Annotated in this window: 16 protein-coding genes and 1 pseudogene; 12 read left to right on the forward strand and 5 right to left on the reverse strand. The window is 62.7% G+C overall.

The genetic code is table 11. The annotated features are described in order from the left end of the window. Window positions 1-43: 43 nt before the first annotated feature. Both AC1DPF_RS17030 and AC1DPF_RS17035 read right to left on the reverse strand, forming a co-directional pair. On the reverse strand, window positions 44-451 hold the full coding sequence (locus tag AC1DPF_RS17030; RefSeq protein ID WP_477962534.1) for a Crp/Fnr family transcriptional regulator: 408 nt from the start codon (window positions 449-451) through the stop codon (window positions 44-46). A 30-nt stretch (window positions 452-481) separates the two neighbouring features. Beyond that, window positions 482-787, reverse strand: a pseudogene (locus AC1DPF_RS17035) (cyclic nucleotide-binding domain-containing protein); the annotation flags it as partial. On the opposite strand from AC1DPF_RS17035, the gene AC1DPF_RS17040 reads away from it, so the two are divergent. Both AC1DPF_RS17040 and AC1DPF_RS17045 read left to right on the forward strand, forming a co-directional pair. Continuing rightward, complete coding sequence (locus AC1DPF_RS17040) at window positions 723-860, forward strand: hypothetical protein (RefSeq protein ID WP_477962536.1); 138 nt, start codon at window positions 723-725, stop codon at window positions 858-860. The pseudogene AC1DPF_RS17035 and the gene AC1DPF_RS17040 sit on opposite strands and share 65 nt — an antisense overlap. Before the next feature lie 438 nt (window positions 861-1,298). After that, window positions 1,299-1,478: a hypothetical protein gene (locus AC1DPF_RS17045; RefSeq protein WP_477867307.1), complete on the forward strand. Its 180-nt coding sequence runs from the start codon at window positions 1,299-1,301 to the stop codon at window positions 1,476-1,478. 17 nt (window positions 1,479-1,495) lie between these two features. Here the strand turns inward: AC1DPF_RS17045 and AC1DPF_RS17050 are convergent, their stop codons facing one another. Together AC1DPF_RS17050 and AC1DPF_RS17055 are read right to left on the reverse strand one after the other, a co-directional pair. After that, on the reverse strand, window positions 1,496-2,131 hold the full coding sequence (locus AC1DPF_RS17050; RefSeq protein WP_477962512.1) for a LuxR C-terminal-related transcriptional regulator: 636 nt from the start codon (window positions 2,129-2,131) through the stop codon (window positions 1,496-1,498). Between the two features lie 351 nt (window positions 2,132-2,482). Beyond that, window positions 2,483-2,962 carry a hypothetical protein gene (locus tag AC1DPF_RS17055; protein WP_477962514.1) on the reverse strand — a complete coding sequence of 160 codons (480 nt, stop codon included), beginning with the start codon at window positions 2,960-2,962 and terminating at the stop codon, window positions 2,483-2,485. A 188-nt stretch (window positions 2,963-3,150) separates the two neighbouring features. Here AC1DPF_RS17055 and AC1DPF_RS17060 point away from each other — a divergent pair, with 188 nt between their 5' ends. The 9 genes from AC1DPF_RS17060 (at window position 3,151) to AC1DPF_RS17100 (ending at window position 21,010) form a co-directional block, all read left to right on the forward strand. Beyond that, the gene (locus AC1DPF_RS17060; RefSeq protein WP_477962516.1) at window positions 3,151-3,393 is read left to right on the forward strand and encodes a hypothetical protein; all 243 of its coding nucleotides are present in this window, start codon (window positions 3,151-3,153) and stop codon (window positions 3,391-3,393) included. A 541-nt stretch (window positions 3,394-3,934) separates the two neighbouring features. Then, the gene (locus AC1DPF_RS17065; protein ID WP_477962518.1) at window positions 3,935-9,142 is read left to right on the forward strand and encodes a beta strand repeat-containing protein; all 5,208 of its coding nucleotides are present in this window, start codon (window positions 3,935-3,937) and stop codon (window positions 9,140-9,142) included. A gap of 68 nt (window positions 9,143-9,210) precedes the next feature. Continuing rightward, on the forward strand, window positions 9,211-12,222 hold the full coding sequence (locus AC1DPF_RS17070; protein WP_477962520.1) for a CHAT domain-containing protein: 3,012 nt from the start codon (window positions 9,211-9,213) through the stop codon (window positions 12,220-12,222). Continuing rightward, window positions 12,219-12,968 carry a hypothetical protein gene (locus AC1DPF_RS17075; protein ID WP_477867297.1) on the forward strand — a complete coding sequence of 250 codons (750 nt, stop codon included), beginning with the start codon at window positions 12,219-12,221 and terminating at the stop codon, window positions 12,966-12,968. Before AC1DPF_RS17070 ends, AC1DPF_RS17075 begins: the two co-directional genes overlap by 4 nt. After that, entirely contained in the window at window positions 12,965-14,938 is a 1,974-nt protein-coding gene (locus AC1DPF_RS17080; RefSeq protein ID WP_477962522.1) for a CHASE2 domain-containing protein, read from the forward strand. Before AC1DPF_RS17075 ends, AC1DPF_RS17080 begins: the two co-directional genes overlap by 4 nt. Next, complete coding sequence (locus AC1DPF_RS17085; protein WP_477962524.1) at window positions 14,935-16,656, forward strand: ShlB/FhaC/HecB family hemolysin secretion/activation protein; 1,722 nt, start codon at window positions 14,935-14,937, stop codon at window positions 16,654-16,656. The genes AC1DPF_RS17080 and AC1DPF_RS17085 overlap by 4 nt, the downstream gene beginning before the upstream one ends. Window positions 16,657-17,030: 374 nt before the next feature. Continuing rightward, window positions 17,031-18,065: a hypothetical protein gene (locus AC1DPF_RS17090; protein WP_477962526.1), complete on the forward strand. Its 1,035-nt coding sequence runs from the start codon at window positions 17,031-17,033 to the stop codon at window positions 18,063-18,065. Window positions 18,066-18,253: 188 nt separating this feature from the next. Beyond that, window positions 18,254-19,585 carry a DUF2279 domain-containing protein gene (locus AC1DPF_RS17095; protein WP_477962528.1) on the forward strand — a complete coding sequence of 444 codons (1,332 nt, stop codon included), beginning with the start codon at window positions 18,254-18,256 and terminating at the stop codon, window positions 19,583-19,585. A gap of 483 nt (window positions 19,586-20,068) precedes the next feature. Continuing rightward, complete coding sequence (locus tag AC1DPF_RS17100; RefSeq protein ID WP_477962530.1) at window positions 20,069-21,010, forward strand: glycosyltransferase family 2 protein; 942 nt, start codon at window positions 20,069-20,071, stop codon at window positions 21,008-21,010. A gap of 13 nt (window positions 21,011-21,023) precedes the next feature. On the opposite strand, the gene AC1DPF_RS17105 is transcribed toward AC1DPF_RS17100, so the two are convergent. Next, window positions 21,024-21,227 (reverse strand): hypothetical protein, encoded by a 204-nt coding sequence (locus AC1DPF_RS17105; protein ID WP_477962532.1) that lies wholly within the window; start codon window positions 21,225-21,227, stop codon window positions 21,024-21,026. Window positions 21,228-21,417: 190 nt separating this feature from the next. On the opposite strand from AC1DPF_RS17105, the gene AC1DPF_RS17110 reads away from it, so the two are divergent. Then, the gene (locus AC1DPF_RS17110; RefSeq protein ID WP_477867285.1) at window positions 21,418-21,642 is read left to right on the forward strand and encodes a DUF5818 domain-containing protein; all 225 of its coding nucleotides are present in this window, start codon (window positions 21,418-21,420) and stop codon (window positions 21,640-21,642) included. Window positions 21,643-21,815 lie beyond the last annotated feature (173 nt).

Consider the following 21,815-nt stretch of genomic DNA (forward strand, 5'->3'; position numbering starts at 1 on the left):
ATCCGCGGAGTGCCCAGGCAATGCCCGCGTCACGACAGGATGTTCACGACGTCGCCTGGTGCTGATCGACGCGCAGGTAACTGTCGCTGAAATCGCCGATCTGCCGCAGTTCGGCGATCTTGCTGACCGATATGCGTCGTTTGGTGCGCTCGATCACGCCTTGTTCGGTCAGCCACTTGAGCACGCGGCTGATGTGCACAGATGTCAGGCCGAGCGCGTCGGCGAACTGCTCCAGCGTGATCGACAACTGGCGCCGATCTCCGTCCTCGACGCCGGAGATGCTTAGGCGTGTATCCAGCTCACACAGCAGATGGGCAAGGCGGGCGCGGGCGTTTCTGCGGCCGATGTTCAGAATCCACTCATGGCAGATCGCTGCGTCGACCAGCGCTTCGATCCATATCGCCCTTCCGATCGAGGCGTTGGTCAACACCAGGCGCCGCAGCGCTGCCATGGGGAACTCCATGATCCGGATCCGCGTCATCGCCTGAACATTGTCCTCCGAGATGCTGAGAAAGAGATTTTGCAGGTTCAGGAAATCGCCACTCATCTGGAAAGCGACGATCTGTCGGTCGCCCGCGCTGGTGAACTTCTGGCGGCAAGCCAAACCGTCTTCGATCAGGGCGAAATGCGTTACGCTTTGTCCCTCGCGCTGAAGGAAGGCCGAACGCTCGATCGTGCGGAATTGGCAAGGGATCGCCGCTAGCTGGGAATGGTCCGCGATCGTGAGCGGCGCATTTCGGCTGAGCCTCGAAAACAGCCTGATCGATTTATACCGGTTGATGGGCACTTGTAACTCCGTCGTGGAGCGGGTGAAGTTCTCAAGCGCCAGTGTTCACAATATTGCCGCGCATCATGATTGATGAACCGCATGACATCGTTTGTGCATGGTTCACCTGTGATATTCTTCTGAAATTACAGCGTAATGCTTATGGTGGAGGAACTAACCAGATCATCACACGTGCTCTCGGAATTGCGCGGTGGCGGTTAATCCGGCTCGACCACGACTCACGCTGTCGCAGGTCGTAGCGAGCCGCTTCAGCGTCGATCGCGGCGATTCAGACGGGCGGTGGGCGCCAGTTTTTCAATCCATCGGATTTTTCGCGCGACCGGTCTGCAACTGCTCGATTTTGTGTTGCTCTCGTCAAGCGATTGCGCTGACTCGAATGTCAGGATCGCCACGTGCGGCGCGCCCCTGGGCAGCTCTACCTATTTTGAGTTTCGGGCAGCTTCATGGGGGTAATGGACGTGCAGCGATTTCGGTATATTCTGAGGCAGCCTAACTCGGGGGGGTAGTGCCAGTGATCCAGCAGGTTCCAATGTCGGTTTTGGGTAGCCAAGAGGCGAACGAGGTGCTGAACGCTGTTGCGTGTGGCATGACGTCAGTGCTGCAAGCCAAGCTTTGGGCGGATGAACTTCGCGCGGAAGGATTTGCGGTGCTTGCCAGGGAAGTCGAACTGCGCCTGCCCGTGTGGCAATGAGCTAGGACCCGGACCAGCTAGCTCGTCCGGCTCCCAAATCCATGAGAAATAGCCCAGATCGCGGCTTGCGTGCGGTTTAGGCTCCCAAGTTTGCGCAGGAGCGTCCGGACGTGAAGGCGGACGGTCGCGATGCCTATTCCCAGGCGTACAGCGATTTCCTTGTTCGAGCAGCCGTCCGCCAGGCATCGTAATATGGCGAACTCACGCTCCAAAGGCGCCCCGTGGCGGATCCCCGCAGCCTGTCCTTCGCGCGAGCCGAAAGCTTCTACGAGTTCTGTGACCAGCGGGGAGGGGATGAACCTCTCGCCGGCGGCGATGAGCCGCAGCATCGAGACGAGAGCGGCGGGACTCGAACTCCACGATAGCACGGCATCCACGCCGGCCATGAAGGCGAGTCGCAGATGGTGGCGGTCGCAGTGGTCGCACAACAGCGCGATATGTGCCGAACTGTGGAGTTGCCGGAGGTTGGTTATGGTGGCGAGCCCTTGCTGGTCGACCGGCGCATCCAAAACAAGCACATGTTCATCGGCATCGCTGTCCGCTGGAATAGGTCCGGCGGGGGCATGCACGTGCGACCCCACTACCAATCCGGCACCGCTCAGTATCTGTTCGAGACCGGCTGCCCGCAGTTCGGAATTGCTCAGGATCACCACGCTTACTGGAGCGCCGTGCACCGCATCCCCGGGCACCGATCGCGATATCGAATCCGCTTGCGATGGCGCAAGGACGAGTCGCGGTGGCATGGGCCGGCTCGAGCGATTGTCGCCCTCGTTCGTCAATTCAGGTGATCCGGCTGCGCATGATGAGCGGTGAGTCCTCTGCGGCCATATTGGAAATTGCCGTCGCGGAGAGGCTTGCCAAATGATGGTCGTTTATCCGCTTTGCGAGACATTGTTCGATCAGCGACGGTCTGCCGAGGCTAAAGCTTTCGTCTCCTCCGTTCGGTTCCGTCAGGCGCATTGGAGCATCGCTGGCCCGCCAATTCCGAGGCCCTGCCATCGAGGCTAGTCCGCGGGCGAGCTGAGTTCGCATGACGCAACATTGTTGCTTCGAAGATAGGTCGCGGATGTGCCGTGCGGGACGAACGCATATTTTCCATCGATGGCTATGGTCTTGTAGAGGTAAATGGGCAGCGCAGCCCGCTTGCCCTTGCTTTTCCAGGGATAGGCATAGCTGCGCTCAGTACCCGGTATGACGATGTAGGAGGCTTTCCCGCCATTGTCGGAGAATATCAGCAGGAAATCGTTCGACGGCCGGCCACCTTTTCCCCGCGGGGCGGCTGACCAATGGAGAACGGGGCCTGCGGCGGAAGCTTCGCATGAGAGGCCGGTGACGAAACCGAGGATCGCCGGAGGGACATCTTCGGAAGGATTGACGAACTGAGGGTTGTCAGGATTGCCCAGCGCGGTAAGGATTGGAGCCGGCCGGGCCGGTTGTATCGCAATGATGCCAAGCACAAGGAACAGGCATGGGCGGATTGTCATAGTCATGCTATGCATTCCTATCCAGTTGATCTTGGAGATCATCGTGTGGGTAAGCGTGTGCTAAGTAAGATGTGTGCTTTCCAGATTTTGTTCCTTGATGCACTAAGTCAGAGAATTCGCAGAGGGAGCCTTCGGCTTACATCATTATTGCCACGAAGCGACCGAACGGGCTGCTGGCAGGAGGGGCTGTGGATGGAGTTCGTCTTGACGCAACCTGCCGTTACCCGTCGTCGCCGGACGATGCGCTGTGCGATTTGCCCGGCTACGCCCTGCGCCGCGCCACCAATGTGGTGATGGCGGATCTTGCCGAGCGTCTTTCGGTGATCGACCTCAGGATCTCGGACGCGTCGATTCTGCTCTTGATCGCCGAGCGCACCGACCTGCTCGCGCGTATTCCCGCCCAGCCCGCTCTCATTTCCTTCCGGCGCTGAAGGCTCTGTTGGCCTGATGGTGGTTCAGCGGAGGACTAACAGATCGCGGGGTTCAAGAGCGGCACGCCGCTTCTCTATCCCGCCATTTCAGACGACCAGTTGACACATCATGTCGGTGCGAGGGCGTCAGCATTGGCTGTTCACGGGCCTGCAATGACCCGATCACAAAAATGCCGCCGGCTTGTACCCGGCGCTATTTTGCGGCAGTCGGCATGTTGCCGCAGTCACCCAGGGCCAACCGGGCGTTACCATATCCCTTTATGCGAAGACGGTTCAGACCAAGACGGCGAAAGCGGAAAAAAGGAAGGGTGACGGCCAAATTTGCGCTGAGCCGTTGGCGGCTGACTACGGCGCGGCATTAGATATAAGTATAACACCTACCGTATTTTTCTATGCGGATTGATTACAACTTCGAAAACTTCCGCTTCTACCTTTAGAGGACGGAGAGATGCGCCGGGGGGGTGCCGTTCGAGGGGGTACGTGTCGTGTTGAGTTTAGGTAAATTTGCGGGCGTAGCCGGCGCTGTTCAAGGCGTGGGATTATGATCCGCCTTTCAGGCCGGCGCACCTTGGTTGCGGCAGTCAGCCTGCTCGCGCTGAGCACGGCGGAGGCCGGTGAGATCGGCGCACCCGCGGTCGTCCGTGGGACCGCGACACTGTCCGTCGAGGGCACCACCACCACCGTCAATCAAACCAGCGGCAAGGCTGTGCTCAATTGGTCAACCCTGTCGGTTCCGGATGGAGGCACGCTGCGTTTCCAGCAGCCAGATTCAAATTCGATCACGCTTAATCGCGTCACCGGTGGCGGTGTCTCGAACATCGACGGGATGATCACCGCCAATGGGCAGGTGTGGATTCTCAATCCCTCAGGTGTTCTCATTGGGCCGGGCGGTCGCGTACAGGCCGCAGGCTTTCTCGCGAGCACGCGCGATATCCTCGACGATGACTTCATGGCCGGGCGCTATGCCTTTAGCGGACGCGGCAAGGGCGAGATCACGAACGCCGGCCAGATCAGCGTAGAAAATGGCTATGCCGTTCTCGCGGGCGGGAAGGTCAACAACAGCGGTCTGGTGTCGGCGCGGCTTGGGACTGTCGCCTTGTTGGGCGCGCAAGGATTTCTGCTCGATCTGGCAGGCGACAAACTGCTGTCCTTTGCCATTACCGAACCGCTTGCGACGGTTGCTTCCGATGGAGTCATCAATAACAGCGGTCGACTGGTGGCCGATGGCGGTCGCGTCATTCTCACCGTCCGTGCCGCCGCCGATGCGGCGGCGAGCACGATCAACAGCGGAGGGTTGGTCCAGGCGCAGTCGGTCCAGCTTCGCAATGGCGAGATCATCCTTGATGCGGGCCCTACCGGCGAAGTCAGCAATGCCGGCACACTGGACGCCTCGGGCCTCGCCACTGGAGAAAGCGGCGGCCGGATACTTGTCGCCGCGGAGAGTATTGAGATTGCGGGCGGCGCGCGCCTCGACGCGCGCGGTGATATCGGCGGGGGCATCATCAACGTCGGCGGAGGCCTGCGGGGCGGCGATTTCGGCGGTCGTGCGGCGGCCGTTCGCGCCACCGTTGCGCAGGGGGCCGTGCTTGACGCCAGCGCTGTAACCCGCGGCAATGGCGGTCTCGCCGTTCTCTGGTCGGACACCCACAATCCGCTGTCGGTTACGCGTGCCGCGGGCATGTTCAGGGCGGACGCGGGCGCGCTTGGCGGCAATGGCGGCACGATCGAGACATCGGGCTATTCGATCCGGACCGAGGGCGTCACCGGATCGGCCGCGGCACCCAACGGTTTTGCGGGGGAATGGCTGTTCGACCCTTATGACATTCGGATCGTCGATCAGTTCAGCGCATCGCCCGCCTCGGAGATTCTCGCGGGGGATATCGCCAATCTGCTCAACAGCGGCACCAATGTTACCGTCGACACCGCGAACGCGCCGTCGTCGAATGCGCCGACCTCGTCCGCCGGCAACATCACCGTCAACACGTCGATCACCAAGTCTTCGGGGGCCGCCGCGACGCTGACCTTGCGCGCCCACAATGACATCACCCTCCAGCCAGGCGCCAACATCTCATCGACGAGCGGCGGCTTCAACGTCGTCCTGACCGCTGACAGCGACCATGATGGCAACGGCATCATCTATCTCGGCGGCAACATCACCACGGTAGGCGGGCAATCGAACGGCCTCGTCGGCATCAAATATGAAGGCTATTTCAACGATAATTTCGCCTTCTTCAACACGGCGCAGGTCCAGGCCGATACACGGTTCGACAATCTCTTCACGTCGATAAACGCGACTACGCCGGGCCAGAATTTCGACGATACCTATTCGGTGCGCTTTTTCGGCATGTTCCAGCCCAGCGTCACCGGGTCATATGATTTCCGCATCGGCAGCGATGACGCCTCCTACCTTTTCCTCGGCAACCCCGGCGAAACGGTCGCCTCGCTCGAGAGCCGGGTTACCCCCCAGAGCGCGCTTGCCTCCGCCCCGGGCGCGCATGGCCTGGCGTTCGGTGGCGGCAGCACCACGCTCACCGCGGGCAATCTCTATCCAATTCTCGTCTATTTCGGAGAGGCGGGCGGCGGCGATGTGGTCATCGTCGATTTCATCCCGCCCGGCGGCACCCGTACCGACAATGGCACCGGTTTCTACGTCACCAACATGGGCGGCCAGGCAACGCTGAACGGCAATGTCCAACTGATCCGCAACGCGACGATTAACGCGCAAGGCAATGTCACCATAAACGGGACAGTGGATAGCGCCACGACCTTTGCGGGCGTCAACCCGCAGACCGACAGATATGGCCTGACCATCGTCAATCCGAACAATGCCGTCACCGTCGGCCAGGCCATCGGCGGGATCAATCCTCTGGCCAATTTCGTCAGCCAATCGAAGAATCTGTCGACGCGGTCGATCGCGGTTGCCGCCACGGGCCAGATCCAGCTGGCCGTGACGCAGGGCGGCACCGTCATGGGCTCGCTCGCAGGTGGCGGCTTCACCAAGTCCGGCGGCGGCAAACTCGACTGGACCGTGGGAAGCGCCGGCGACGTGGCGATCGGCGATCTTTATCTCGACGGTGGCGCGCTCAATGTGAAGACCGCCTCGACCCTGGGAATCTCGGTTCCGATCACCCTGACCGCCGACAGCCTATTGTCCTTCCAGTCGGCGGGCACGGTCAGTCTGGCTTCCGCCATCAATGGCGGCTTCAATCTCGATGTCGGCAGCGATGGCGCACTGGCCATGGATGGTGAAATCGGCCTTTCGAGCCGGCTGGCGCGCCTGCGTATCGAATCCCTCGACGTCCTCACGCTGGGAACGAACGCCGATCTCCGCACGAGCGGCGACATCAGACTGGCCGCCGGTCACCGCTTTGTGAACAACTCGACCAACGGCGCCGTTCTGAACAGCCTCGGCGGGACATGGCGGGTATTCAGCAACAACAGCGCGCCTTTTGGCAGCACACCCGACGTCACCGGATCGCTGGCGCATGATTTCAAGACCTATGGCATCGGCTTTTCGACCGCATCGAATCTGGCAAGCCTCGGTGCGATGGAAGGCACGTCGGCGGCGCCGGCCGGGGGAAATGGATTTCTATATTCGCTGGCCCCCACGGTCACGGTCACTGGCAACGTCTCCCGCGAATATGATGGAACGACAACCATTGACCTGCCGAGCGTGGCGCTGTCGGGCAGCGGGGCAATCAACGGCGATACGATTGTCGCAGGCGCCGCCAGCGGGAGCTTCGATCTTCCCGACGCGGGGACCAGAAGCGTCGTTCTGAACGGTATCAGCCTTGTCGCCCAGGACAGCGCCGGCAAACCCGTTTATGGCTACAAGCCCAACGGCACGGTCAGCCTGACCGGCACGATCACGCCCAAGGTGCTCACCGCGACGCTGACCGGCTCGGTATCGCGTGTTTACGACGGCATAGCGACCACGACATTGACTCCGGGCAACTACCAGCTCTCCGGGCTGGTAGCCGGTCAGAGCTTCACCATCGATCAGACGGCCGGGACCTATGCGACGCCCAATGCCGGAGACGGCATCGTCGTCACCGCCACCCTGGCGGCGGGCAACTTCACCGCCGGACAAAATACCCTGGCCGCCAATTATGCGCTGCCGACGTCAGCATCCGGCGCGATCGGAACGATTTCGCCGCAACAACTGACGGCGACCCTCACGGGTGCGATATCGCGCGCCTATGACGGTACAACCGTTGCGACCCTGGATTCGTCCAATTATCAGCTCGGCGGGTTGATCGGTGGCGATAGCATCACCGTCAATCAGGCTACCGGCACCTATGGCAGCCCGAATGTCGGCACCGGCATCACCGTCGACGTCACTCTGGACAATGGGGACTATCTGGCCGGCGCGAGCACGTTGCTGAGCAATTATTCGCTGCCGACCGGGGCATCCGGCGCGATCGGCGAAATCAGCCTGGCCATGCTGACCTATGTCGCCGATCCGGTCAGCCGCCTTGTCGGGACCTCCAATCCGGCATTTACTGGTACGGTGAGCGGATTTGCCGCGGGCGAGACGATCGACAGCGCGACATCCGGCACGCTGGCCTTCACCTCGGACGCGGGAACGGACGCCCCGCCAAGCAGCTACGCGATCAACGGGGCCGGCCTCAGCGCGACAAACTACGCTTTCCAACAGGCCACCCAGAATTCCACGGCGCTGACCGTCCTGGCCCCGAACCAGTCACCACCGCCACCGCCACCGCCGCCACCTCCGCCACCGCCACCGCCACCGCCACCGCCACCGCCACCTCCGCCGGTGGTGGAGCCATCTCCGCCACCTCCGCCACCTCCGCCCGTGGTCGAGCCATCGCCACCACCGCCGCCGCCTGCGCCGGTGGTTGAGCCGTCGCCGCCTCCGCCGCCTCCGCCGCCTCCGCCGGTGGTCGAGCCGTCGCCGCCACCTCCACCGCCACCGCCGGTGGTCGAGCCGTCGCCACCGCCCCCACCGCCTCCGCCGGTGGTTGAGCCGCCGTCGCCACCACCTCCACCGCCGCCTCCGCCGGCTGAGGCAGTGGTCGAGGACGCGGCGCGTTCGGTCGTTTCGACGGTTTCGTCGATCACCGTTCCGACGCCGCCGACTCCGTCGGTATCGACGCCGAGCGCCGCACCAGCACCTGCTCCGGCGCCGGCTCCGGCTCCGGCTGCAAGCTCGGCGCCCGCGAGCAGCGATGCAGGAGCGCCCGCAGACTCTTCTTCGTCGGGTGACACGTCATCGGGCGGTTCGGAGCCGGCATCGAGCGACAGCAGTTCCTCATCGAGTGAAGGCGGCTCGTCATCGGGTGATAGTGCGGCCGCGTCGTCCGATGCGGGCGGCGCGCCGGCGCCCGCATCCGATGGCGGCGGTGATGCTTCGGTCAGCTCCTCGGCGGCACCCGCCGCATCGGGTAGTCCTGCTCCCGCCGCGAGCGGTGGGGGCGGCGGCGGTAGCTCCGGCAGCGAGGTTGCGGTCGTCGCGGTCGCTCCGGCGCCGGTCGATGCCCTCCCGCCGTCGCCGGTGCCCGATACGCCGCCGCCGACACCGGCCGACGCCGCAGATGCCGGTGATCCGATCCTGCAGGCGGCGGCTCCCGAAGGGCCACCAGCGCCGGCGGCCCAGGTGCAACGCGCAACGGCAATGCTGACGCAGCTCAATCCGAACATCGCCGTCAGCGTCGACCTGCCGCCGCGCGTGCAGGGTGCCCCGGGGGTCGATGTGCGCTTCTCGTTGACGGGAGATTTCGGTTTCTAATGTGGATTGCCCGGCGGAAGACCTCCGCCGCGTTGTACGAGCTAAGATGATCAAGAATTTGGGGGGGAATGAGTTTGCGTATTCTGGCATTGATCCTGCCGGCATTGCTGTGGTCGGTGGTCACGCCCGCCCAGGGCGAAGCGCCGCCGTCGATTGCGGCCGTGACGCTGGCTGGCGAGCAGTGCCGAACCGAGATCCGGACCGACGTGAAGATCGTCGGTTCCGCCCCCGCGGATGCCGATCTGGTCTGCGCTGGCAAGACGGTCGGACGGTTGGCCCATTCGCTCGTGCCCGGCAGCAGCCAGGAGACTGCCACTCAACCGGCGCTCTCGACCGCATTGGCCGGCAGTCGTACGGCGACGGCGATCAGGTCTGAACTAGCCTGTGAAGCCGAGCACTGGCTGGCGACTCCCCAGGGGCCGGTCATCCTGTTTCCATGCCGGCAGAAAAATGATGGCTGGCCGATGCTGGTCCTGGCGCGCCTCGATGGCGGGGTGTTGACGATTGTCGTGGGGCCGGCCTCCACCTATCCGGTGCTTCGCGCGATAATGCGGCTGCCCGATGAAGGACTGTCCCAGACGCAGCTTACCGCCCAGGTCCAGGCCTTCTGGTCGCAACCTGTCGCGATGGCGAGCGCGACCGATCTCGAAGCCGTCAGGGCTCTGTTGCGCAATGCCCGCGTCGCCGCGAGCCAGCTCGACTATGAAGCCGCCGAGGCCGGATTCCGTTCGGCGCTCGAGCTGCAGTCCCGGCTATTCGGCGAAAATGATCCCGGCACCAACGAGATATTGCTGGATCTGGCCCTGTCCGTCAGCAATCAGCGGCGCTTCGACGAGGCCGAGGCACTGCTGCGTCGGGCGGCACCGGAAGCGGACCGCTCGACACGCCCATCGGATCGCGCCAGGTCAGCGGCCTATCAGGGATATATCGCTGCCAATCGCGGCGATTTTGCAGCCGCGCGCAGCTTTGCCCACGCGGCCACCGCGGCATGGCGTTCGATCGCCGCCGACAGCCGGAGGACGGACAGTGTCTCGGGCCTGCTCGACAAGGGTGAGCAGGATTCGTCGGAGGCGGAGCTGGCCCATGCGCTGAACTTCGAAGCCGCGATGATGCTCCGCAACGACGATGCTACGGGCGCCTTTGCGACCGCCGGCGAGGCGCTTCTGATCATCGACCGGGTCGAGGACGAGCCGCGCTGGTGGAAATCGGACATCCTCCTGACCCTCGGCGAAATCAGCAGTGTCCAGGGGCGCCTGTCTGCTGCCGAAGCCTATCTGAAGGGCGCACTTGCACAGCGGCAGGCGATCTTCGGCGAGGGGCCCGGCACTCTCAAGGTGAGGACGGCGCTGGGCCGCGCCTATCAGGCCGAGCAGATGAACACATCGGCCATCATCGCCTATCGCGACGCCATCAAGGTCGCACGTACCCTTCCCGGGGGAAGCATCCCGTTCACTGCCGATGACTTCGTGCCCTTCGCCGCAGCGCTCGTCGACTATGCGGGAACGGTCGAGGATCCGGCCGCGAAGGCGGGCCTTTTCGCCGAGGGTTTCGATGCTTTCCAAATGGTTAGAAGCCCGCTTGCCGATCGCTCCGCCGTAATGGCATCGGCACGTCTCTCCGCGGACACGCCCGAACTCGCCGCTCTGATCGGCCGCCTCGATGCTGCCATCCGCGACCAGGGTACCGCGCGCCTGCGACTGGGGCAGGAGCAGTCGCTCAACGCGCAGGAGCGCAGCGCCCAGGTCGAGGAACAGCTCGCCAAGGACATCGCCGTCCAGGGCAGGGCCGTCTCATCCCTCAGGCAGGAGATAGCCCGCCGCTTCCCGTCCTTCGGGCAATTGGCGGAACCCAAGCTGCCAACGCTCGATGCGGTCCGCTCGCGCCTGCAGGAAAGGGAAGGGCTGGTCACCTTCCTGATCGGCCGGGAGCGCTCCTTCGTGCAGCTGGTGCGCCGGGACGGCGTGGTCATCGCACCAGTGCCAGCGGGCGCCGCAGCGCTGCAGGCGGCGGTCGTCCGGCTGCGCCGCGGCCTCGAAGTCCAGGGCACGTCGGTCAACGAGTTCGATCTCGAGGTCGCGCATCAGCTCTATTCGGATCTGTTCGGCGGCATCCTCAAGGAACTGGGCGAGGTCGATCGCCTCGTCGTGGCGCCCTCCGGTCCGCTGGCCAGCCTGCCGTTCAGCGTCCTCGTGACGAGGCCCGCCGAGGGCCAGGACTATCGCAAGGCGGGGTGGCTGGCGCAGGCGAAAGCCCTGACCCATGTTCCGTCCCTTGCGGCGTTCGTCACCCTGCGGTCGACCAAACTGGTCGGCAATCAGCCGCGGCTGCTGATGGCCATGGGCAATCCCGTACTAGGGCCGGTTCAGTCCGGCTCCGGGCAGCGCAGTTCGATGGCCGCCTTTACCGGAAGCTGTCTTTCCGGCGGCGTGACCCCGCCGCAACTGCTCCGCTCGCTGGCGTCGCTACCCGACACCGGAGGCGAGATCACCAGCGTCGCGCGGTCGCTCAAGTCGGCCAACGTCACCATCAAGCTGGGCCAGGATGCGAATGAGACGGCGTTGAGAGAGGAGAATCTGTCGGACTACCGCATTCTCTATTTCGCCACCCATGGCCTGCTACCCGGCGAACTGCGGTGTCAATCCGAGCCAGGTCTGGTGCTCACGCCGCCCGCACTGCCGGCGGCATCGCATGAGAGCGACGGCCTGCTCGGTTCCAGCGAGATTGCGAAGCTCTCGATCAATGCCGATCTCGTCGTCCTGTCCGCGTGCAACACCGCCGCGTCGGGCGACAATCTCGGCGGGGAATCGCTGTCGGGGTTGGCGGCCTCCTTCTTCCATGCGGGTGCGCGCAGCCTGGTGGTGAGCCATTGGCAGGTACCGTCCGCTGCCACACGCCGGCTCATGTCGGGGATGTTCGGCGCGATGGGCGCGGAGCCGAACCTGCCCGCCGACACGGCGTTGCAGCGAGCCCAGGTCGAAATGATCCGCGATCCGGCGACAGCGCATCCTTTTTTCTGGGCGGCCTTCGTCATCATGGGTGACGGCGCCACGAAGCCTCTTCAGACGAGGACCGGAGCATGAAGCTGCATGCGCTTCTGTTGCTGCCGCTCGCCCTGCTGGCGGGACGGGCATCGGCCATTAACATGGTGGTGGTGGAGGCCCGGGCCGCCGGGCTCAAGCCGGGGATGATGATCAGCAGCACCGCCCCGGTCACCCTCAAGGAAGGCGAGCGCGTGACGATCATCGGCCCCGACGGCCGTTCCGTGACGCTCAGGGGGCCCTATAAGGGGATCGCGATGCGGGCCGGAACCGCGGTGCAGGATCCGAAGGCCGCACTGGCGGCGCTGATCTCCACCCGAAACGATCGCGCCAAGTCGGTCGGTGCGATCCGCGCCGGCGCGAATGCGGCAAAGCTTCCCGACCCCTGGCTGATCGATATCAGCCGTCCGGGCGCACGATGCGTGCGCGAGGGTGACCGGCCGATCTGGTGGCGGCCGGACGACCGTTCCTCCGAGACGTTCACCGTCTTCCCGATCGACCGCTCGTGGCGCGCCGATTTCCAGTGGAAGGCGGGCATCGACCGGATGGCGGCACCGGCGCTGTCCAGGCTGGAAGGGGTCAGCACCTTCCTTGTCCGTGTCGAGGGGCAGGAAAATGCCATCAGCATCCAGGTGATCCCGCGCGACGTCACGGAGCCGCTCGTGCTGAGCAGCTGGATGCTCGAGCGCGCCTGCATCCAGCAGGCCGATGCCTATCTGCGCCAGATCGAGGCGGATCTCGCGAGATCAGCGTCTCCTTCTTCGAAGTCCAAAGGATCCAATCCGTGAGCAAGGCATCGCGCCTATCCCTGTCCGTGATCGCCATCGCCCTCGCGGCGGCGCTGATCGCCTTCTTCGCCGTGCGCTACGTCTCGTTGCTCACCAATCTCGAATATACGTTCGCCGACATCCGCATCGCGGCGATGCAGCCGCCGGCGGAGCCATCGAAGGATGTCGTCGTCGTGGCTCTCGACGAAGCGACGCTCACAGCCTTTGCCTATCGATCTCCGGTCGATCGCGGCTTCCTAGCGGATCTGATCACGCAGCTTTCAGCCAAGGGCGCGAAGCTGATCGGGGTCGACGTCATCGTCGATCAGCCGACCGAGCCGGAGAAAGATGCCAAGCTCAAACAGGTCATCGCTTCGACCAGGACGCCCCTGTTCTTCAGCTACTCCTCGGCGCCGAATATCGTGACCGAAGAGCAGCTCGCCTATCTGGATGCGTTCATCCCGGCCGACAAGCGCGCCGAGGCGAATTTGCTGACCGACCCATTCGATCAGTCGGTGCGCAGGATCAATCCCGGCGGAGAGCTCAATGCCGCCGGCCAGCGGATCGACACGCCGCACCATCCGGCGGGTTTCGTCCGGAAAACGCTCGCGCTGGCTGGGCGGAAGGCTCCGACGACGCCGGTGGAAATCGCCTGGCGCAGCCGACCGGACGCGGAAACGCCGGCCTTTCCGACCTTCTCGGCCGCGGTGATCCCGTTCCTTCCCGCGAGCTTCTTCAAGGACAAGATCGTCCTGGTCGGGGCGATCCTCTCGATGACCGACCGGCACCGGACACCGCTAGCCGTCGTCGACGACGGGGATCAGGGCAACATGCCGGGGATCTACGTTCAAGCCCATGGCGTCACGCAGATCCTCGAAGGGCGCAACCCGCCCCGCATGAGCGTCCCGGCGAAGGCGGCCATCACCCTGGTCGGTGCCATCCTGGGGGTGCTCCTCTCGCTGCTCAAGCGGGGCATCCTCTTCAACGTCGTCGTCGGGGCGTTGCTGATCGCCGCCTATTGGGCGGGAGCGGTGGTCGGCTATGGCTACGGGTTGCCGATGCTGCCGCTGGTCGGCCCGACGATGGCGTTCGCCTTCTCGATCTGGATGATGGACGTGTTCATCGGACGCGGCGAGCGGAAGCAGCGCGAGTTCGTCCAGGGCACCTTCTCGCGTTATGTCTCGCCCGCCGTCGTCAACCAGCTCGTCGCGGATCCGAGCTCGGTGTCGATCTCGGGGGTGCGCCGCGAAGCGACCTTCATCTTCACCGATGTCGCTGGCTTCACGACCCTGTCGGAACAGCTCACCTCCGAGGCCCTGTCGGACACGCTCAACGATTATCTCAACGGTGCCTGCGACATCATCCAGAAATATGAGGGCACGATCGACAAGTTCATCGGCGATGCGATCATGTCGATCTTCAATGCGCCGATCCTGCAACCCGATCATCCCGAAAGGGCGATCAAATGCGCTCTCGAGCTGGACGCCTATGCCGAAGCCTTCCGCATCGCACGCAATGCCGAAGGCATTCCGATCGGGGTTACCCGCATCGGCATCCACACCGGCGAGGCGACGATCGGCAACTTCGGATCGCAGTCGCGCATGGACTTCACCGCGCTGGGCGACACGGTCAACACGGCGGCGCGGACCGAAGGCGTGAACAAATATTTCGGGACCCGGATCTGCGCGACCGAGCAAACCGTGTCGCGCTGTCCTTCACTCCGCTTCAGGCCGGTGGGTGACATCGTCCTGAAGGGTAAATTGACAGCGACGGGACTCTATAGCCCGGTGGCCGACGACGAGCCCGAGGCGCTGACCCGCGGCTATGATGCCGCCTATGCGCTGCTGCGGGAGAAGGACGACAATCCAGCGGCCGTCGACGCCTTCAAGGCGCTTGGCGCCGAGTTCCCCGATGACCCGCTGATCAGGTTCCATCTCAAGCGGATGAGCCAGGGCATCATTTCCTCCCGCGTCGTAATGGACGACAAATGATCGATCGAACGACGACACGCCGTTTCCGCGCCCCGCGGCCGCACGCCGCCGGCCTGTGGCTCGCCACCGCCGTGGCGGGTTGCCAGGGCAGCCTGGCATTCGCGCAGAACGCCATCAAGCTGCCGCCCCAGGCGGACATCGCGCGGCAGCGCGTCGCGCCCCTGCCGCTGCCACCGGCCGATTATGATTTCAGAATTCAGAATCCCGAGAAATCGGCGGTGCCGAGAGCGGTCGACGACATCGAATTTTCGGTGCGCGCGATCCGGGTGGTCGGGGCCGAGCATTTTCCGGACAGCGTGGTGCGCAGCATCTTCGCACCGCTCGAGGGCAAGACGATCGTCCTCGAGGATCTGCGCAAGGCCGCGCAGCAGCTTGAAGACCGCTATCGCGCGGAAGGATATTTCCTGACCCGGGTCTTCGTCTCGCCGCAACAGGTCAAGGACGGCGTGCTCGAGGTCCAGGTGCTCGAAGGCTATATCGGCGCGGCCTTTGTCGAGGCGCCCAACGCGGCGTCACGGCGGCATGTCGAACAGTTGCTGGAACCCGTGATCAAGCAACGTCCCGCGCGATTCCTGGACCTCGAGAGCAGGCTGCTGCTGATCAACGATATACCGGGCCTCGCGGGCAACAGCGTCCTTCGCCAGGGTGTGGAACCGGGCAGTTCGGAAATGCTGGTCAACCTCACCAGGGTGCCCAACGCCTACCGCGCCACCTTCAGCAACACCGCCTCGGACATCTTGGGTCCGACCAGCTATGGCCTGGGAACGACACTGAGCCAGCCGCTCGGCCGCCCCGGCCTCCTCGATATCGACCTGTCGGCCTCGGGGGGAAATCTGTCGGAGCTGCGATCGGCCAATTTTCGCTATGCATCGCCGGTCGGGTCCGGCGGTGCTGTGCTCGCGCTCGGTGGGCTGGTGGCGTTTGCAAAGCCGGGTGGCATTGTCGCTGCCTCCGACATCGAAAGTCGGATCATGAGCTTCAATAGTCGCTTGCGGGTTCCGCTTCTGCGCACACGACCGAACTCGGTTTATCTGGATCTCTCCCTGACGCTCAACCGCAGCCGAACGGAAGCGAAGGGCCAGCTGTTCGTATCCGACAAGGGCACGGTCGCGGAAATCGGCCTGTCCTGGCAGCAGGCCGGTTGGCTGAACGGCGCGACGACCGTCACGCTTACTCTGTCCCGCGGCCTCGAGATATTCGGTGCGATCGGGCGGTCGGCTTTGCTGCCGTCGGTCGTGGGCTTCAAACCCGACTTCACCAAGTTGAACTACAGCCTCCAGCGCACCCAGATATTGGCCGACCGCATCACCGCGCAGTTCAATGTGCAGGGCCAATATACCGGCGATCGTCTGCTTTCGGGTGAGCAGGTCTCCTTTGGCGGGCCGTCGATCGGACGCGGCTATGACCCGTCGCTGCTGGCCGGCGAACGCGGCCTCGGCATGGTCGGCGAGCTCCAGTACGACCTGCCGGTCAAGCTCGCGCCTGCGGCCGACAGTGCCAAGCTCTACAGCTTTGCCGATTGGGCGCGGGCGACCACCCTGGCATATGGCCCCATGCCGAAACAGAACCGGTATATCAGCTCGATCGGGTTCGGCGTGCGCACCGTTCTATGGCAACATGCCAGTGTCGACATGCAGCTTGCCCGAGCCGTCCGCACCGTCGCCGGGGATCCTCGGCGTGGCGCGCGTTTCAACCTGAATGTCTTCCTCTTCTGGTAGGGACGTCGGCGGCCGCGCACGGTCTAAAAAGGGGCGATGGCGAGGATGAACCAGCCTGAGGATGCACCGGAACCGTCGGCTGTTCCTCACGCTTGACACGCTGATCCTTGCCGTGCTCACGCGGCGAAACGGTCCGTGGCGATTTCAAGCGGTGGATAATGTCACTTTGACAGGCGCCCGTACCGGAGGACCGATTCTGAGGCATTGATTCGACCTCCCACGTCACTTTAATCCTTTTATGCTGCCTTGCGACGACTGAGGTGGTTTCGATACCCCTTCTGATTTGACCTCACCTTGTAAACTGCATGCTATCATCTTCTACTGATGAAAGGTCTGCGCCTACGATCCGGGCAGCCGTCACTGGAGAAGTTCTGATGGAGCTGAAGAGATCTCCAAAATTACTTGCGCTCGCTGCTGGGGGATTAACGCTGGCACTGGCGGCGAGGGAAGGGGGAATTGAAGGTCCCAATTTGGACCTGTCGATAGTTTTATTTTCTTGTGCTGCCGTTGTCGGAATCATCGCCCTTATCTTTGAGATAGCGATATGGAAAAGGCTTCATCGGGCTGATCAAAAAGGGATGATCGAGGACAGGGAAGCCGATACGCTGCCGATCATTGCAGCCATCATACTTTTTACATTGATCCTGATCTCCTTGGTTGTGCTGCCCTATGGATGGATGAAAGTCGTTGCAGCCGTTATCTTCCTTGGTTCATCGGTATTCATCTGGCGAACCCAGCAATGGCGCGTGGCATTTCCGGCGTTTGATGCTGGATGCCTGCTTTCGTTGTCATGCTCAGGCTTGGGTGTTGTCGTACCGCTACTGGGCTTGGCTCACGCAAATGCGGAAACGGGCGCGGAGCGGGCTAAAGGCGATTTTCTGGGAACATCGACGTCCGGTTCGACCCGGTACGGGGGAGTGAATGAGGGTCGTGTTCTCATGGATCAATTCGAGCATGCGATCAAATCGGGCGACAGTTCAGCAGTTGAACGTCTTCGACGTCGGATCAACGCGCTGCTCGATCGAGCGCCAGGAAGACAGGCAGCTGTGCCCGTTCCGGTAGTCTGTAGATCATGGACGGGACCCAAGGGAGACAAAGGAGACCAGGGTCCCAAAGGGGATCGGGGACCGAAGGGAGATCAGGGACCTAGCGGAGACAACGGCAAGACCGGAAGGCGGGGCAAGACGGGAGCTCAGGGCAAGACGGGCGCGCAGGGCAAGACGGGCGCTCAAGGACACACTAAGGATCCGGATGGAGATGAAGCGGCCAAAGCTCTCCAAACGGACAAGCGATGCGCGCAGCCAGGCGGCGCCAAGATATTGGGATCAGCAGGCGCAATTGTGACGCTTCCTTTCAAGGCGGGTCGGAGTTCCGGAGGTTCCGGATATCCCGCGGCACCTTCTGGTTAGAATAGCGGATATAGCGTCAAAGCTGGGCTCGGGAGAGCATGCTATTCGGCGATGGCGCCGCGTTATTGCAGCGCCATCCACCTCGGTAGCTCACAAATTGAACGAGACTATTGAGCGATGCTCTTCGTCTCTGCGAGAAAGCCAGAAAATTTGGCGGGCGTCATTCTTGCGAGTGTGTGGCCAGCTGAATGGCATTTTCCGATCTTACGAGTTCGAAAATTATCGCCAGAGGTAAACCGAATAGATTGAGGTACGTCCTAGGGCTAACTCGTTTACCCTTCCGGTTACGAGCCTCTCGCTTCCTTGTTCGCGGTAACTTTACCGACCAATACAGAACTGGAAATTATTACTTACACGACGTCGATGCGGGGCGCGAATATTCGCCAGATAATGTCTCCTGTTGTTGGAGAGAGGGAGCGACATGGCATCGAGGGAGCCGCCGGGTGACGGGCAATAGCTTCCGCCACGTGGCGGCCTTCCTGATCGGCTTCCTTCTAATGGGCGGCTCGGGACGGGCTGAGGTCGCGAAGGACCGGCCTCATGCCGAGCCTGGCATGGCAGCGTCCGGAGACATTCTCCCCCTCGCGTTTGATCTTGGGCGCTCGCTGTCTGGGGCGGAAGTCCCCTCAATAGGGATCACCTCCTTCCGCGAACCTCAGGCCGAACCGCCGGAGAGCATTACGGGTTTGCCTTCCTCGGCTGTGCGGGAAGGCGCGAGTCAGCGCCCCTGGGCGGATCATATAGCGAGAAGCGCGAGCCCCTATGCCACGTTCGGAAGCCAGGTTCGTCGGATCAAGTGGGAAAGCCTGGGGGCTCTCGGCTATTTCACCGCCGTCAACTCGCCCAAATTCTTCAAGGAAACGACATCTCTCCACTTCAAGGACGAAGGCTGGTTCGGGAGGTCGACGGAAAACCTGGGCGTGGACAAGCTGACCCACGCCTTCGATGCCTATATTCTCGCCGAGATCCTGCATGCCCGCCTCCATGCCAAGACGGATGGGACGAGCGGGGATGCCTTCACCGCGGCGGTCCTGGCGACCGGCCTGATGTTCTATAGCGAATTATACGACGGCATCGAGACCGACAGTGGAATCTCTGTCCAGGACATGGTCATGAATGCTGCCGGCGCGACGTTCTCGCTGCTGCGAAATACTGCGCCTGGGCTCAGGGAAAAACTCGATTTCCGCCTGCTTCTGATGCCCAATGCCGACATCTACACCCGCACCGGCAAGCGCCATTATGCCCAGCAGCGCTACCTTCTCGCCCTGCAGCTGGCGGGATTTGAAAGGTTCAAGGATACGCCGCTACGCTTCGTCGAATTGCATGCCGGCTATTATGCGTCGGGCTTCACCGCCAAGGACGTCGCCCGCGGAGCGAAGCCGCGCCGCCGGTTGTTCTTCGGCATCGGCCTCAATTTGCGCGAACTCTTCTTCCGTGCGCCCAGATCCACCGCCGGGAGAATCGCAGGCGTCGGGCTCGATTATATCCAGATCCCCTACACCGCCGTGCATTGGAAATAGGCAATCGCGGCCAGGAAGGCGCGGTGGGCGGTCTTGGGGCGGCGGCGCGTCTGGTGCAAGTTAATGATTAAAACAGGGAAATCGATAGAGGAAAAAGGAATATTGGGGCATGGTCATTTCGCCTGTTGATGTTACGATTATGGAATAAACGCGATATTCTATTCCACTCGCATCCTATGGATGCTTCTGCCGCAATGCAGTACCCGCCCAACTCAAAAACCGATTGGTAGCTGGTGCCGTCCCTTGATTTCATACCAGGCCGCGACCTAGATACACACGCCGAGATGATCATGCTGATGCGGCAAAGAACCGCTGGGGAGCATGTCCTGCTGCCGATTCCTTTAGAAATTAGGGACGATTTGGCAGAAGCAGGTTAGATCATAACAGGATCATAGGACTGTATTAAGGCAAAATATCTTGTCGTAACATTTGATAGTGCGCGCCGTCTGCGAAGCGGTAGTCGGTCATGTGAAGGATCGCACCATGCCCTCAATGACACTCCCGACTGCGAGATCTCGGCGGGCAAAGGCCTTCGTCATCATCGCTTCGAAAGGCAGGCCTCAGCAGGTCCGTCTGCTGCGCGATCTCCTGCGGGTTCAGCGCGATCTAATCGGCAGGCTGATCGTGGTCGGTAGCGAAGCAGCGGACATCGAAGGGGTTGCTGACGGCGATGGGCACTGGATGCGCTGCCTGCTGGCACGAGAGGCTGGTGCGGCGATCCAGAGGAACGAGGGCATCGCCTATGTCATGAACCATGAGAACCCCGATCTGACCCAGGACGTCGTCATATTCTTCGACGACGATTTCCGCCCTGCCGGCGACTGGCTTGAACGGGCAGCGGGCGTGCTCTCCGAGAGATCGGATGTCAGCGCGCTAACCGGCCGCATTCTCGGCGACGGGGTGAATGGCGAGGCTATCGACGAGGTGTACGCTCGAAAGCTGCTGGCCGGCGAGGCGCCGCCGATGGCGCATTGGGCTGCCGGTGAGGAGCGCGAGGTCGGCTCGGTTTACGGGTGCAACATGGCCTTTCGCGCGTCCGTCCTGTCGGAAATCCGGTTCGACGAAAACCTGCCTCTCTATTCCTGGCAGGAGGACCTGGACATCACCAGCCGGGTGGCGAGACTGGGCAAGGTGCTTTACACTCCGGAGTGCCGCGGTGTGCACCTGGGTGTGAAGTTGGGCCGCACAAGCGGATTCAGATTCGGCTATTCGCAGATCGCGAACCCGATCTATCTCTATAAGAAGGGGACCTGTCCCTATAAACGCGCGGCGCGATTCACGGCGCGCGCGATCGTGGGAAACGGAATCCGCAGTCTCCTGAAGCCGCGGCTGTTCGATTATCGCGGACGATTTCGCGGCAATCTGCTGGCGATATATGATGTGATGCTCGGCCGGCTCCACCCCCGCCGGATTCTGGACCTATAGGCGTCTTCATTTTCTAGCTTACGCCGGCAATCGCCTTCATCAGCTCGGCCTCGCGAAAGGCTTTGGTCAGTCTCGGTATGTCCGGTGCACTCGTTTCGGCATCGGCATCGGCATAGCCGACACGATCAGGACGGGCGGGGCAGTGTCGCCTTCCCAGGGCAAGCTCCGCGCCCGACATGCCGGACGATTTCCGCTGCTCGCGAGGAGCTGGCGTCATACCCCGCCACAATGTCCTTCGACCGGTTGCAGGCATAGCAGGCAGCGCCGGAGGACGGCGACGCCGGGGCCGCCGGGCTGACACGGACGTGGTCGGTCCACGCGCCACGATCATCGCTCTTGCGCAGTGCAGCAAAGTACGTAGTGTGACGGGCGGAGAGGGTGCTTCCATCGGGTTGGGGAGCATGTCGATGCAAGACACTGATGCCGTTCATGGACGCTGCCGCCAGACCGGGCAGCTGATCGCCAAGAGCAACTGCTTCGCCCTGCGCTGCGAGGACGGTGGCGAGTTCTGGCTCGAAATGGATCGCATTCCTCATCATCTGATCGACCAGCGCGTCGACATAGATGGCATCATGTTCGGCAAGACCCTGATCGCCGTCGAGGGAATCGGTCCCGCGCCTGAGGCGGCGTGACCATCTCCTGTCCCATCTCCCGCCCTGCCGGCAAGGCGTTGATTCTCAGGTAAGGCCTGTTCCCCCTCAAGCCCGCCGCGGTTGACGCGATGCTTGGCCGCGCGTCAAGGGTCGACTGTCCCTGCGAAAACCGCGTGCTCCGGAAATAGCGGAAAATATGCGCAGCTGTGAGC

This window comes from Rhizorhabdus sp. P4_G6 (genome assembly GCF_056401045.1).

Bases quoted from the DNA above. Each gene is read 5' to 3' on its own strand.
- AC1DPF_RS17030 (WP_477962534.1), bottom strand. From the start codon at position 451: ATGGCAGCGCTGCGGCGCCTGGTGTTGACCAACGCCTCGATCGGAAGG.
- AC1DPF_RS17055 (WP_477962514.1), bottom strand. From the start codon at position 2,962: ATGACAATCCGCCCATGCCTGTTCCTTGTGCTTGGCATCATTGCGATA.
- AC1DPF_RS17065 (WP_477962518.1), top strand. From the start codon at position 3,935: ATGATCCGCCTTTCAGGCCGGCGCACCTTGGTTGCGGCAGTCAGCCTG.
- AC1DPF_RS17070 (WP_477962520.1), top strand. From the start codon at position 9,211: ATGAGTTTGCGTATTCTGGCATTGATCCTGCCGGCATTGCTGTGGTCG.
- AC1DPF_RS17075 (WP_477867297.1), top strand. From the start codon at position 12,219: ATGAAGCTGCATGCGCTTCTGTTGCTGCCGCTCGCCCTGCTGGCGGGA.
- AC1DPF_RS17085 (WP_477962524.1), top strand. From the start codon at position 14,935: ATGATCGATCGAACGACGACACGCCGTTTCCGCGCCCCGCGGCCGCAC.
- AC1DPF_RS17090 (WP_477962526.1), top strand. From the start codon at position 17,031: ATGGAGCTGAAGAGATCTCCAAAATTACTTGCGCTCGCTGCTGGGGGA.
- AC1DPF_RS17095 (WP_477962528.1), top strand. From the start codon at position 18,254: ATGGCATTTTCCGATCTTACGAGTTCGAAAATTATCGCCAGAGGTAAA.
- AC1DPF_RS17100 (WP_477962530.1), top strand. From the start codon at position 20,069: ATGCCCTCAATGACACTCCCGACTGCGAGATCTCGGCGGGCAAAGGCC.
- AC1DPF_RS17105 (WP_477962532.1), bottom strand. From the start codon at position 21,227: ATGACGCCAGCTCCTCGCGAGCAGCGGAAATCGTCCGGCATGTCGGGC.
- AC1DPF_RS17110 (WP_477867285.1), top strand. From the start codon at position 21,418: ATGCAAGACACTGATGCCGTTCATGGACGCTGCCGCCAGACCGGGCAG.